At 42.5% G+C, this 13,069-nt stretch carries 13 protein-coding genes; 7 read left to right on the forward strand and 6 right to left on the reverse strand.

What is annotated here, in order from left to right; translation table 11 throughout:
• Nucleotides 1-37 precede the first annotated feature (37 nt).
• The 4 genes from CUS_RS08165 to CUS_RS18580 form a co-directional block, all read right to left on the reverse strand.
• Complete coding sequence (locus CUS_RS08165) at nt 38-1,213, reverse strand: hypothetical protein (RefSeq protein WP_037276928.1); 1,176 nt, start codon at nt 1,211-1,213, stop codon at nt 38-40.
• 235 nt (nt 1,214-1,448) lie between these two features.
• Nucleotides 1,449-2,072 (reverse strand): ABC transporter ATP-binding protein, encoded by a 624-nt coding sequence (locus CUS_RS08170; protein WP_002849455.1) that lies wholly within the window; start codon nt 2,070-2,072, stop codon nt 1,449-1,451.
• Nucleotides 2,069-2,911, reverse strand: coding sequence for a hypothetical protein (locus CUS_RS08175; RefSeq protein ID WP_002849233.1), 843 nt, complete (start codon nt 2,909-2,911; stop codon nt 2,069-2,071). Before CUS_RS08175 ends, CUS_RS08170 begins: the two co-directional genes overlap by 4 nt.
• Before the next feature lie 303 nt (nt 2,912-3,214).
• A complete protein-coding gene (locus CUS_RS18580; RefSeq protein WP_050792213.1) occupies nt 3,215-5,167 on the reverse strand; it encodes a hypothetical protein in 1,953 nt (650 codons plus the stop codon).
• Between the two features lie 269 nt (nt 5,168-5,436).
• Between CUS_RS18580 and CUS_RS08185 the strand changes: the two genes are divergently transcribed.
• The 7 genes from CUS_RS08185 to CUS_RS08215 all read left to right on the forward strand — a co-directional run bounded on the left by CUS_RS08185 (nt 5,437) and on the right by CUS_RS08215 (nt 12,067).
• Nucleotides 5,437-7,155: a substrate-binding domain-containing protein gene (locus CUS_RS08185; RefSeq protein WP_002849444.1), complete on the forward strand. Its 1,719-nt coding sequence runs from the start codon at nt 5,437-5,439 to the stop codon at nt 7,153-7,155.
• A gap of 270 nt (nt 7,156-7,425) precedes the next feature.
• Complete coding sequence (locus CUS_RS08190) at nt 7,426-7,902, forward strand: hypothetical protein (protein WP_037276929.1); 477 nt, start codon at nt 7,426-7,428, stop codon at nt 7,900-7,902.
• A gap of 27 nt (nt 7,903-7,929) precedes the next feature.
• Nucleotides 7,930-8,358 (forward strand): hypothetical protein, encoded by a 429-nt coding sequence (locus CUS_RS08195; protein WP_002849194.1) that lies wholly within the window; start codon nt 7,930-7,932, stop codon nt 8,356-8,358.
• Between the two features lie 46 nt (nt 8,359-8,404).
• The gene (locus CUS_RS08200) at nt 8,405-8,887 is read left to right on the forward strand and encodes a hypothetical protein (protein ID WP_002849245.1); all 483 of its coding nucleotides are present in this window, start codon (nt 8,405-8,407) and stop codon (nt 8,885-8,887) included.
• Between the two features lie 60 nt (nt 8,888-8,947).
• Nucleotides 8,948-9,622, forward strand: a complete 675-nt coding sequence (locus CUS_RS08205) for an ABC transporter ATP-binding protein (RefSeq protein WP_002849210.1) — start codon at nt 8,948-8,950, stop codon at nt 9,620-9,622.
• Nucleotide 9,623: 1 nt separating this feature from the next.
• On the forward strand, nt 9,624-10,796 hold the full coding sequence (locus CUS_RS08210) for a hypothetical protein (protein WP_002849418.1): 1,173 nt from the start codon (nt 9,624-9,626) through the stop codon (nt 10,794-10,796).
• On the forward strand, nt 10,793-12,067 hold the full coding sequence (locus CUS_RS08215) for an ABC transporter permease (RefSeq protein ID WP_002849291.1): 1,275 nt from the start codon (nt 10,793-10,795) through the stop codon (nt 12,065-12,067). Before CUS_RS08210 ends, CUS_RS08215 begins: the two co-directional genes overlap by 4 nt.
• Nucleotides 12,068-12,155: 88 nt before the next feature.
• On the opposite strand, the gene CUS_RS08220 is transcribed toward CUS_RS08215, so the two are convergent.
• A complete protein-coding gene (locus CUS_RS08220; RefSeq protein WP_002849251.1) occupies nt 12,156-12,857 on the reverse strand; it encodes an IspD/TarI family cytidylyltransferase in 702 nt (233 codons plus the stop codon).
• A 28-nt stretch (nt 12,858-12,885) separates the two neighbouring features.
• Nucleotides 12,886-13,029: a GNAT family N-acetyltransferase gene (locus CUS_RS19530; protein ID WP_002849350.1), complete on the reverse strand. Its 144-nt coding sequence runs from the start codon at nt 13,027-13,029 to the stop codon at nt 12,886-12,888.
• Nucleotides 13,030-13,069: the final 40 nt, after the last annotated feature.

Consider the following 13,069-nt stretch of genomic DNA (forward strand, 5'->3'; position numbering starts at 1 on the left):
AAAAACAGCTTGGCACTGCTGTACCAAGCTGTTTCCATTATTTCTTGATGAATTTGTGTGAGTTCACATCGTAAGTTTCTCTGCTCTTTCTGCCCAGAACGATATACAGTATCAGAACCGCTACTGCAATGCCCGCAACTGCGCCGATAATTATTAATACAAGATTGTTTCTAACCGAACCTTTCTCCTTATCAGTATTTGAACTGTCTGTTGCATCTGCTGCCGATACCTCAGCTGAAGATGATACGGCGGCAGAATCTTCTACAGTGCTTTCTTCCGCAGGAACTACCGAAGTCACGGGTTCTGCCGGGATATCACTTTCAAGCACCTTGCATCTCAGTGCATAAAGGTCGGTGCATTTTATTTTACCGTTGCCGGTGTCACCCACATAAACTATCGAAACACATGACATGTCATCAGTGCCGTAGGCATCGACCATGTCAGCGTAGTCAAACAGTGCAAAATTTTCGTTGTATAGAACAGGGGATACCTTGCTCCATACAGTGCCGTTTTTAGCTTTGGGAGAAACCGTGTCATCAGTGCTCTGTAAAATGAATTCTACGGGAGCATTTGGGATATTTTCAGCCAGATCAGATTCAAACTGTGCTATGACCCATGTTTTATCAGTCATAGTGCTTGTGTCGAACTGGTCAACACCTATTGAAACGCTCTGCCCCCAGTTATCGGTTTCTTTAGGCTTGCGCGGGTGTACCCAGTTGGCATAAAGAATGTCATTTTCGACCATATCAGCCTTTGAGTAAACATCGGATGCCTCAAAACCTGTACAGGTAACAGCCTTGTCGCCTGCAAGTACATCGATAGAATAGACCATAGACAGGTCATTATCCCCAAGTGCTTCCAGTATAGCTGACTGTTCAAATACCGCTGCACCGTCCGCAAACTCACTTGCTTCGACCTCAGCCGAAGCAGGCTCGCCGATGCCATTGTTGACATCTGCATCGGAATGCCAATAATTTAGCACCAGCTTCACAGGGCTTTCATCGCCCTCAGCACCGTCACAGGTAACGGTAATTTTTGTATCGTCCTTAAACTGAGAAGCCGCGAGTTCTCTTGAAGTAACGCTGAAAGTAACACCGTTTGAGGCTTCAACAGCCTTATTCGTATCGATCGAAACATCTTCTGCGTCAGCAGAAACTGCCCCAAATATAAGCACAGATACAGCTGCCAAAAGAATAGAAAAAGTTTTTTTCATTATACTTTCTCCTTTATATGAAATAATAAAATGATACTATATCATACTATTATTATACCACATCATGTTCGTTTAGTCAATTACGATATTCGGAGAATTAATTCATTTTAGCAAAAGTTTATATGTTATTATTCACAAATTCTATGTTAAATAATAATACATATACTGTAAATTTTGGAAACTAATTGTTTGTATTTTTTCTCGGTCGTCACAGCTTTCAGGCCTTATTATATTTTCAGCTGCTTTGACTGTCCAGCACTATGACCCTTTTGCCAACTTTTTTCAGTTCTTCGTCGTGAGTTACCATTATGACTGTTTTACCTTTTTCGTTCTGTTTTTTGAGTATATTTATTACTATCATGGCATTATCTTTGTCAAGCGAACCTGTCGGCTCATCTGCCAGTATGATATCACACTTTTTTATCATAAGCCTTGCCAGCGCAATTCTCTGCTGTTCACCGCCCGAAAGTGTGCAGACCTTTTCGTCTATCTTTTCGAGTATTCCCACTTCACGCAGTGCTTCTTCGATGGTAACTTCTGTGCGGTTTCTTTTGGCTACCATTTCAAGGTTTTTCCGCACTGTCCTGTTTTCGCTCAATGCGAAATTTTGAAACAAAAATCCAACTTTTTCACTGAAATACCTGACTCGGTTGATGTTTTTTGTGATGTCTGTTCCATCGACTATTATACTGCCCTCTGTCACCTTTTCGACTCCGCCTATCAGATTTAGCAACGTGCTCTTGCCACAGCCGCTTTTGCCTGAAAATACAACAAAATCACCGTCTTTGATATCAAAAGTGAGTCCGCTGAACAGTATATTCGTACCAAATGCTTTTGTGACATTTTCCAGCTTGATCATAAAGCACCTCCTTTAAGTTCCCGCAGAGTATTGCGGCGTTCATCAGCTTTTGCAGCTGCCAGTTCGATAACAATTTCAGTCACCAGCATCACCGCAGCTGATATGTATATTATTTTTATATTTCCGATATCGTATCTGCGAACAGCTGCAACGCTCACCACAAGTGATGCCGCCAGCAGTGATGTCGTTTTTAAGCTGAACGGCATATATCTTTCAGCAAAAGTCCTTCCGAGAACTTTCTTGACTGCACGTTCACGCTTGTATAGCCTTATATCCATAAGAACTGTACTTACCAGCAGTGCCAGATAGTATACCGAAACAGCAGAAAAAGTCAATATAAAGAAAGATCTTACCGAGATTATTTTTCTGATATATCCGTCTGTCAGCGAATGCAGTGTGCTGACATCTATGCGTGTCGAATGGATATTGTTACGTTTGAGCAGTGCTTCGCATTCTGATTTATTTGCTGAGGAAAATACCGTCTGCATATTGAAAAAGTTATAGTCAGCAGCATTTGGCACACATATTATGATAGGAGATGATGCTACAGCCGCTGCCGGGGTAGTAGCAGCGATATCGCTGTTTCCCATATAGTCAAATACTGTTATCTCAGCCTTATCATAGTTCTTGTATGTCACTTTGACATCATAATTCTCACTCAGCATTTCCAGCCATAGATCGACCGCTCTCTGATCTCTGCCTTTATGACCATTCGGTAACATGATGGTAATGCCGTTCTCCTCAGGAGAGATATGAGTCTTTTCAGCTATATGGCTGAGTGCCGCATCTGATGCTATGACGATATTCTGTCTGCTTATATTTGAAAGATCGTCCTGCATGCCGTAAAACTCGAAACCGTTCAGAAGAAAAAGACCATACTTGTCATTAAGCGAATTCAGGGCTGCAATTATCAGTTTTTTCGCTGATATCTATATTATTGATCACATCATGAAACAGCCGTGTTTTCCGTCAATCTGTGAGTTTTTAACATGCTCGGCTGTTTATGTAAAAGCAAAAGCGACCAATCTCTCTTGGTCGCTTTGCTTGGTTAACATATAAAGGCTTATCGCCTTTTTGGGGAGTATAGGTTAGCAGGGAAAGTTCTGATAAAGAACGACTGCTGCGATGATATCGAAGCGATATTATCTCACAGTGACGGTAACTGCATGCTTTATAGACTGTTCAGCTGTCCACTCGCCGTTGACCTTAGCAGCAACAGCGACTTTGTAGGTCTTGCCCGCCGTGAGATTTTTGGGGGTGGTGTAGCTTGTTGCCGATGCAGATATGTTCTGTGTCTGTATGCGCCACTTGCCTGCAAGATATACTGCAATACCGTAGTTTGAAGCGCCGTCAACGGGCTTCCATGTAAATCTGATCTGATGATATTGTTCGCTGTACGCAACATCGGTTATTTCGGGATAAATATCAGAAATTGAGGTGTTCGCGGCAGCTGATGCAAGCACGATGTAATTCATGCAGCCTGCGGACTGCCCGTTTGCGCCGAGTTTAACGCTCTCGCCTGCATTTACTTTTTTAGAATAAAGAAGAAATGTAACATTGTTGCTCGTTTTTACTGTCCGGTTTGTTTTTGTGAAGCTGCCAAGCCATGACGGTACATTTGTCACACGGCTGTCAAGTCCCACATAAAGGGTAATATCTTTATTTGCAGTAACAGCAGCCTGCTCTTTTGAAGATGATTTTGCATCACAGGGAGTAAGTACAGCTTCCGTGCCAATTAGTGAGTCAGGCAGTTCTGTGACAGCGCATCTGTCAGCAGTTCTGTCACCGAACAGCACATCGCCTTTTTGCAGATATGTGTCGATGCCCCATGAGTTATAATAGTCGGTATCAATGACACTGACTTTGCTGATAAGAGTGCCTTTTATCGGGTCATAGCTGATAAGCTGTATATGATCGATGTTTTTTATCAGCATATCAGACTTATCGTAGGTGAAGCTGATAGAAACTGTATCTCCGACCTCATAGAACGAAAGGTCTTTGTCAGTGCTGTCAAAGTAGCCGCTGACAGGGAAACGGTATGTGCCGTTGTTCTCAAAGGTTATGGAAGAATAGCCGTTCTGCTGTATATTGATGGCTGTTATCTTGTCAGTAAATTCAGCTGTTGATGCGGCAGGCTGAACATTTTTCAAGTCAAATCTGCCTGCTTCATTTTTTAGCTTGCTCCATGTGTAGCGTGCAAAGTATTTGTCGAAAGTATTGATATAACTGCACGAACCTGCCATCATTATCGAACCTTTTCCGCCGGGAAAACCTCCGGGAGGAAAGCCGTCAGATTCGCCCTCACCGCCGTAATAATCCGGGAAACCAAAGCCGTGTCCCATTTCGTGCAGCAGGATATGCTGAGTGGTCGTACCGTCAATAAGTCCCAGCACAGACTGATCTGAAAGTATCTGTCCGTAGTGATAACCGTAGCCGCCCATATTTATCATGCCTTTGATGCCATGAAGGTACATATCATAGCGGTTATCGTAGCTGCCGTTGTAGTTCCAGTTTTTATTGTTCCAGTGTACATAGCGCGAAAGAGCAGTTGGTTCGGCTGGCTGGATAGTCGGGACGCTTGAATTACCCATGCCGCTTGATACCATGTCATCATGCAGCCATGAAGTCGTGGTCTGTGTGTAGACCTTTTCGTCCGGCTGACGGTCAAGGATACAGCTTTCATCGAGTACAGCATACCCAACGATCTTGACATTTACGTGGTCGATCGGCCAGTCATCATAGCCCACAAGGCAGTCATTCCACTTGTTTATAGCTTCTTCAAGCATTTGCGGCAGCTTTTGTCTTTGTGCCAGCGTGATCGGTTCGTAGGACTGCCATATCAGTATGTATTGCAGTGTGCCGTTGCCTGCGATGATCTGATCGTAGATGGTAGACCATGCTTCACATGAACGCTCCGTTTCGATACGATTCTTCCAGACCCAGTCGCAGGCAGTAAGATAATCCTGCGGGATATCTGAGATCGTTTCCGCAGATGCCGATACGGAAACTGATGCAAGCGGTCGGATATGTGAAGTCAACGGCGTCAGATAAAGTGCTGCCGCTGCCAGCACAGCTATGATCTTCTTTTTCTGCATTGATATTTCCCTCCTAAATGTCAGTTGTGGTATTAGTTTTGTTATTTCTTTAAACAAAACTTTTGTACTATTATTGTACCGCATCAGAAGCGAAAAGTCAATTCAATATTGTCCTGAATATCGCATTTTTATTTCCAATGATTGTAATATTATCTTGATTATTATAAATTGTTATGATATAATAGTACAATAGATAGGGACACAATGTCCCGCATGAAATGTGTTGAATAAGCGGTAAATGTTCAGATATAGAAGGGGAGGGAAGGCATGTGATTAAAAAGCCTATTATCGGGATAGTTGCACCTGTGCTTTCAAGAGTATATGTTCAGGATATTTTGCGCGGTGCGATCAGTCAGCTAAGACACTGCGGCTGTGATGCGGTCATTATTGCGCCGCTGATACAATTTGAAAATAATGTTCAGGCGCATGCAAAGGCTGAACGTGAGATATTCCGTATGATCGGTGCAAAGGATATTGATGCCTTTCTTTATCTGAAAGATGATACGACTATGGGTGCTGCCGTTATATCAGATATAGAACATCGGCTGCTGGAAACGCAGAAATATGTCATGACAGTTGACGAGAGCACACACCCTGTTTTTGACAGCACGCAGTATGATGATTATGATGAGTTCGGCAAAGTCGTCGAACATCTTATAGAGGTTCACGGATACAGGAGAATATATTGTCTTACAGGTTGGAAGGACAGCTTTCAGGCACAGACAAGACTGCGAGCATGGAAAGACCGCATGACTCAGCATGGACTATATTTCGATGATACCTATTTTGAATACGGCACATTCTGGTATGATTCTGTCAAGCCTTATGCCGAAAAGCTGCTTTCAGGTGAATTACAGATGCCTGAAGCTATAGTCTGCGGCAATGATGTTATGGCTGTTGCACTTATCAAGACCCTCATCTCAAGAGGTGTACGTGTGCCTGACGATGTTGCGGTGACAGGATATGACGGGTACCCATTTACTGCAAATGTTGATGTAACGCTGACGACATATGTGCGTAATAATTTTCAGTTGGGTGCAGATGCGGTACGCCGACTTCATCGCAATTTGACAGGGCTTTTATGCAGTTCTGTGGAAAGTCAGAAAAGCGGATTTCTGATAGGTAGTTCTTGTGGCTGCACCAATATTCCGACAAAACAGCTGTCTGTTGACCCTTGTGTAACGATCCCGCGAATGTGGTCGGAATACACGTTCGGCATCAATATGGCTCCTGCTCTGGCACAGGCAAAAAATGTTTCGGATTTTCTGGCGTGTGCGCTGTATCATAGCAAAGATATCTACCATATGCAAAGGGTAGGGATATATCTTCGCAGACATTCGGGAGAATATGTCTTTGCTGCCACCTGCAAGGCTGACGGGACTCCGCAGATACACCGCTTTGATATGTCTTTAGATAGCGCATCAGCATTCCTTTCAGGCACAGACGATCCTGAAACCGTGTTTGTTTCTCCGCTGCATCTGAATGAAAAGCAGTTCGGGGTCATATCTGTATCATTTGGTGAGAATGACCGTGTTTACGATGCAGGATGGCTTAACTATGTTACTGTGTTGACGCAGGCACTTGACAGGCTTTATTCCGAATGTTCTGATGAACTGAACAGTACTTCCGAAACTGAACAGGGGCACAGGCGTTCGGCGCTGAATGAAAAGCTGATCATGCTGCGTAAAAAGCTGCGCGAAACATCTGCCGAACAATGGACGGTCGATGCACTTTGTAAAGAGAGCGGGCTGTCAAAAAGCACTTTGCAAAAACATTATAAGCAGCTGTTCGGAAAAAGCATGTTTGAAGACCTGATAGATTTTCGCGTAGAAGAGGCAAAGCGCCTGCTTTCCGAAACGGATCACCCGCTTTCAGAGATAACTGTTATGTGCGGATATTCTACAGAAAGCTATTTCATGAAGCAGTTCAAGCGCATCACCCATCAAACGCCATCGGAATACCGTCGGCTTCACCGAACGAAAAAATAAGCTGTCGGACATGTGGCTGGGACTGATTACAGAAACAAGATCAGTGTTGTATGCTTTGCACTGTTCTATTATCAGCACGTTGTTTGAATTACACAATTAAATGTTATTATTAATATCAGATATCACGAAAACGATATGAACAAAAATGAAATATCCGATTTGTTATTGACAAAATTTTAAACTTTTGATATAATGCAAACTGTTGTTAGATCTTTCAACGACTGTTATTATTGTATATGTATATGGTATGGTTAAAAGGAGCCTTAAATTATGAAGAAAACAAAACTAATTACTGCTATTACTGCTGCTGTTATTAGTATGGCTACGATTACAAGCTGTAGTACTGCGGATATTGAAGCTATCCCAAAAAGCGGAACTTATAGACCTATAAAGTCTATTGGATATTATTCTTTGCCTGCTTCTAAACGCGATAATTGTAAAGTTGTAATCGATCTTGATGAGGGCAGAATATATAGTTGGTCAGTGGATAGTGAAGGCAAGTACTTTTACGACGAGATATGTTGCGAACTTGGAGAATGGGAAAGATTTGAGGGCTCAAATGATTGGTATTGGCGTGCTCAAATAAAGACATATGTAAAAACAAGTGATGGTATAGATGTTTTATACCCTAATCGCACGGGTTTTTTCGGATATGCACTATCTGATAAGACTGGAAAAAAGATTCACTTCCTTCATACAACATTTAAATATAACAATAGTAACACAAAATTTGAAGCTGATAAATAAGGTAAAATAAGTAAGGAGTCTTAATTTATGAAAAAAACAAAATTATTTGCTGTTATTACTGCTGCCGTTATGAGTGTGGCTGTTTTCGCGGGCTGTGGTGAGGAAGATGTACTTGCTATACCGAAAGACGGGACATACAAGCCTACAGGTGGTATGGCAATTTTTAAGACGAATGATAAATCCAAAATAGTACTCAAAGGAAATAAAGCAGATATGCCTGATCTTTTTTGGGAAGGGTATGGTCATTATTATGGAACGCTAGCTGACTGGGATAGTGTAGTAAAACGTGAATCTGGTAAAACTTGGTACTGGCAAGCACCTATAAAAACAGAATTTTATGATGTATATCTTGATGAATATGTAGAAAAGACACTTGGTGGTGTGCGCCCCGTTGGACTTGCAAGTAGAAATGGTAAGCAATTACTATTTCTTGGTGTAGTCTATACACACAAATGATTATCTTTCATATTAAATAATGTTTCTGATAAATGGAGATACCTGTATGAACACTAGTTTCAAAAATAGAGTATTATTGATTGTATTCACAATAATATTAGTTACCTCACTTTGTTCATGTAACAATGATGAAACCTCAGATATTGGAGATAACGATATCTATACAACTTCGATATCTAACGAGTTTGAGATAAAAGAGGGAACATATCAGAAAAAGAACAGCGAAGAGAAGATAGTCATCGTTGATCAAAATCATCTGCTTCTTGAAAACATGGATTACGAGGCTTTGGCAGAAAAATACAGACTGTCGTTTAAAAATTTGAATTTGCCGTTTCCTGACGATGCTGCACAACAACTGAAAAGCGAGAGATATTTCACGACAGGAAAATATTCAGATGGAAACAAACTTTCTTTAAGGATATTTGATGACTGTGATTATAATCCGCTGTTAGGGTACTACGATGATGACGGCTACTCACTTGTTTATTTAAAAGAAGAGTATTTTCTGATAGACAGCGAAGAAGAATAACTATTGTTGAGGAATAGGCGGGGCGACCTGCTTATTTCTCTTCTGTTTTAGGGTGAAGATATGAATAACTGTATTATAAGGATAAAAGACATAAGCAAACGCTTCGGCAAACAACAGGTGCTTGATAAATTGACGCTTGATATAGAAAAGAATACCATGACAAGCATCACAGGTGCTTCGGGCAGCGGCAAGACGACTCTGCTGAACATTCTCGGCACACTTGAAAAAGCCGATGAAGGTCAGATTATGGTCGATGGATCGGATATAACGGGCTTCGACAAAAAGGCTGTGTGCGAATACCGCAACAGAATGATAGGTTTTGTTTTTCAGGCGTTCTATCTTGAACCCGCATTCGATGTTTACAGGAATATCGAAGTTCCGCTGCTTATACGCAATGACAAAGAAGATCACAAGCGGCGCATCGAAGAGATGCTGAGTGCTGTGGGGCTTGAAAGCAAGATACATGCAAAGGTTCATAACCTTTCAGGCGGCGAACAGCAGAGAGTCTGCATAGCTAGGGCGCTGATAAGCAAACCGAAGATACTGCTGTGTGACGAACCCTGCGGAAATCTTGACAGCGTAAACAGCAGCAACATAGTCAAGCTGCTGCGCAAACAGACGGAAAACGGCACGACGGTTATAATGGTCACCCACAGTCATGAAGACGCCGAATGTTCTGACAGGATAGTGACGCTGTGTGACGGCAGGATAGTTGACGATGAGGGTATGAGATAAGATGTTCAAATTTGTAATTTCTGAACTGGGCGTGCTGAAAGGACTTGTATTCTTCTATATGGTCATATTCATTTCGCTGTATATCGTTATCACCGTTCTGCTTAATATTTCGGTATCCATTAACAGATATACGGATGACCTTATCAGCGAAAATACCAAAGGTCTTAGTTTCGATGTGACTTTCAGCTACAAAAAAGACACCGACCTCAGCGAGTTTGCAGATTTTATCGCTTTCGGTGATAAAAAGCTGATATACGGTGACGATACACTGAGGAACGTTACCATATCGGACGGCGTACATGAAACACAGCCTGCGGCAGGTACGGCAACTTCTTTTATATACGGACTCAGGGGCGTTACAGAACGAAGGTCATATAAGTTTATAAGGCGCGGCAGCTACCCCGATCTGCTTGTACCCGAAAACAATAACGGCAAGATATGGATATCCGACAGACTCGCAAATGCAAGCGGGCTTGAACAGGGAAGCACTGTCAGCCTATGTTCGGAGCAGTTTAAAAACAGCCATGAACTTGAACTGGCGGGCATCTTCAAGCAAAACTGCTGCGATGCCGATTTTCTAATGTCCTTTGACAGCTGCCTTGAGATATTGGACAGTGAAGGTTATTCAACAAGAACGCAGGTAACACTCTCCGCAGCAGACTACAATAATTGCAGCAAGATGCTATCAAAAATACATGATATGGATATCAATGTATATTGTGATCTTTATGATACGATACAGTCAGAAGTCAGCATAGTGCGCATGGTGATGAATGTGCTGCTTTGTATCTGTATGGTCGTAGCTATATCATCGGCATTTATATCATTTTCGATGTCACAGCTGATAATACTCAGACGAAATTCTTCTATTGCCATGTACAAACTGCTGGGACTTTCTGCGGGCAGGCTGAAACTTATATATCTTATACTGACAGAGGGATTGGTGGCTGTATCATGTGCGGCGGCATTTTTACCTGCACGCAGGCTAACCTATTCGCTGGCAGATGAATACTGCGGCATGTTCGGGCTGAAAGACCTGAAAGTCGTACCGCCTGAGAGAACTTTTCCGCTGATACTGGTTCTTTGCAGTCTGTTCACGCTGGCGGGATTTTTCAAGGTGTTCTTTGCGATCGACAGAACATCTGAACTGGAAAATGTGAGGAAAAGCCGATGAAAAGAGATATTTTGTTTTTCTGGCGTATGTCAAGGCTTTGCAGATTTCCGCTGAAAGTCAGCATACAGCTTTTCATGGGCACGCTGATATCCGCATTTGTACTGATGTGTGTATTTGCGTACAGCATCTTCCTTGATACAGAATTGAAAAAAGCCATCAATGGTATAGACGGTAAGCCCTACGTCTACTGTGAAAGGGACGAGATCCACGATCTTGAAGAAATAAAAGAATACTGCGATAAAAATGAAAGTATCAGTGGTTTTTCATGTGAATACTCAGGTTTTGTTGCAGAATACTCCATGTCGAAAGCACTTCTCTGGAAGGATATGCTTGATTATACCGAAAGCAGCATAAAGATTGACGGCGCTGAATACAGCTTTGATGATAGCGACAAAAATATTGATATGATCTATCAGAGTGCCTTATACAGTATCGCGGCGCTGTATTATGACTTAGACAACTACTGCGAAGAAATTTTTCCCGGTAAACTGGTGGCTGGCAGGTATCCCGAAGCTGAGAAAGAAATAATGGTAACAACGCAGTTTTTGAAGCTGTACGGAGTAGATGTAAGTGACCCAAAAGTATTTATCGACAAGAGATTTATTATCAACGGCAAGTACATGGCAGGCACGAAGATAGTCGGCGTGATAGAATACGAAGACAAATATCCGGGAGAAGGTATAATTATCCCCACCCGAAACAGGCTGCTGCTGTCACAGGGACAATACTACATCTACCTGAAAAATTACGATATAGACATTTCAAATAAGATTGAAGATGATATTACGAAATTAACAGGCGCGGATTGTTACACAAGCAGAGCGATATATAACTACAACAACCTTATCAAGCAGCAGACTTTTATGAACAAGATGATAAGCATAGCTGCTGTGCTGGTTACTGCGGCGGCTATACTGAACATGATCGCGCAAATATCTTTCTGCATAACGATAAAAAGGCGTTCGGTGGCGATAATGATGTCTATGGGCATGAGTTTTGGCGAAATGCACTTCATATATCAGCTGAATTTCCTAAAACTGCTGTTTGTTTCAATGGGCATCGCGGCGGCAGGCTCATATTTCCTAGTCACAAGGATAATAAGAGGGGCGCTGTACGATCTCGGCAGAGGTTCGCAGATAAACAGCACTCAGATATTGGTAACGATAGGCATCACTATAGCGGTACTGCTGATCTTATCCGAACTGCTGATGGCGGTGATCTTCACAAATACGCTAAAACGAAGTTCGGAAGCAGACTGTCTGCGGGTATGAATTTTTGACTGAAAATGTGATAGTTCAATAAGAAGGAAATATACATGAATCAATAAACGCTCATCGGTTTTACGGTGAGCGTTTTCGTTTAATCACATGCCATCAGACCGGCTATCATCAGGTCGTGGTCGGTGGTTATCTTGAAATTCATCGGCTCGCCCTGAACGATGTGTATAGGGTAGCCGCATTCAGTCATTATACCGCAGGTGTCAGTCAGCTGACTGAGTTTCTCCTGACCCAGCTTGTCGATACATTCGCACAGCGCCGATATTTCAAAAGTCTGAGGTGTCTGGGCGCGCATAAGTTCGCTTCGTTTCAGGTTTTCGCTGACTGTAAGAGAGTCGGTCGTTCTGATAATAGTGTCATCTGATGGGATATATGTACCGCAGGCAATGTTTTTCTGCGCGCATTCGATATTATCGCGAATTATCCGCTCGCTGATGAATGGACGCACAGCATCATGGGTGACGAGGATATCGCCTTTATTCGTGCCGAATATACCTGTTATCTCCCGCAGGATATTAAGAACTGTTCCATTGCGGTCCTGCCCGCCTGTTACCAGACGGACGCGCTTTGTACTGACATCAAATTCTTCCAGCAGTTTGTCAGCATAGTCGTACCATGTGGGATTTATACCGATGTAGATACGTTCTATCTCACCTATTTCTTCAAAGGCGCGGACAGTCCTTATAAGGACAGGCACACCGCCTATTTCGATGAATTGTTTCGGCTTATCTGCATTCTTGATCCTTGTGCCGCTTCCGCCTGCGACTATACCTGCGAAAATCATTTTATCACTCCTGTTTTATTGCTTGTATTCATATCTCAGCTTCTTTAACGCACGCTTCATATGGCTTGAAATATGTAACTTCGCTGTCGGTCAGTATCTCGGCGAGGTCGCCGCTGTCGGCGGGCATGAATTTTCTGACTGTCAGTCTTTCAGTCCTGAGTATCTCTTCCATTGGGACACCTCCCGTCAATATACAACAAACGGGCGAAAAT

Source organism: Hominimerdicola alba 8 (assembly GCF_000178155.2).
In the GTDB taxonomy this organism is placed as follows: domain Bacteria; phylum Bacillota; class Clostridia; order Oscillospirales; family Ruminococcaceae; genus Hominimerdicola; species Hominimerdicola alba_C.

What these genes read in the sequence shown, in the direction of transcription:
- CUS_RS08165 (WP_037276928.1), bottom strand. Translation starts at nt 1,213, where the DNA reads ATGAAAAAAACTTTTTCTATTCTTTTGGCAGCTGTATCTGTGCTTATA.
- CUS_RS08170 (WP_002849455.1), bottom strand. Translation starts at nt 2,072, where the DNA reads ATGATCAAGCTGGAAAATGTCACAAAAGCATTTGGTACGAATATACTG.
- CUS_RS08175 (WP_002849233.1), bottom strand. Translation starts at nt 2,911, where the DNA reads ATGCAGGACGATCTTTCAAATATAAGCAGACAGAATATCGTCATAGCA.
- CUS_RS18580 (WP_050792213.1), bottom strand. Translation starts at nt 5,167, where the DNA reads ATGCAGAAAAAGAAGATCATAGCTGTGCTGGCAGCGGCAGCACTTTAT.
- CUS_RS08190 (WP_037276929.1), top strand. Translation starts at nt 7,426, where the DNA reads ATGAAGAAAACAAAACTAATTACTGCTATTACTGCTGCTGTTATTAGT.
- CUS_RS08195 (WP_002849194.1), top strand. Translation starts at nt 7,930, where the DNA reads ATGAAAAAAACAAAATTATTTGCTGTTATTACTGCTGCCGTTATGAGT.
- CUS_RS08200 (WP_002849245.1), top strand. Translation starts at nt 8,405, where the DNA reads ATGAACACTAGTTTCAAAAATAGAGTATTATTGATTGTATTCACAATA.
- CUS_RS08205 (WP_002849210.1), top strand. Translation starts at nt 8,948, where the DNA reads ATGAATAACTGTATTATAAGGATAAAAGACATAAGCAAACGCTTCGGC.
- CUS_RS08210 (WP_002849418.1), top strand. Translation starts at nt 9,624, where the DNA reads ATGTTCAAATTTGTAATTTCTGAACTGGGCGTGCTGAAAGGACTTGTA.
- CUS_RS08215 (WP_002849291.1), top strand. Translation starts at nt 10,793, where the DNA reads ATGAAAAGAGATATTTTGTTTTTCTGGCGTATGTCAAGGCTTTGCAGA.
- CUS_RS08220 (WP_002849251.1), bottom strand. Translation starts at nt 12,857, where the DNA reads ATGATTTTCGCAGGTATAGTCGCAGGCGGAAGCGGCACAAGGATCAAG.
- CUS_RS19530 (WP_002849350.1), bottom strand. Translation starts at nt 13,029, where the DNA reads ATGGAAGAGATACTCAGGACTGAAAGACTGACAGTCAGAAAATTCATG.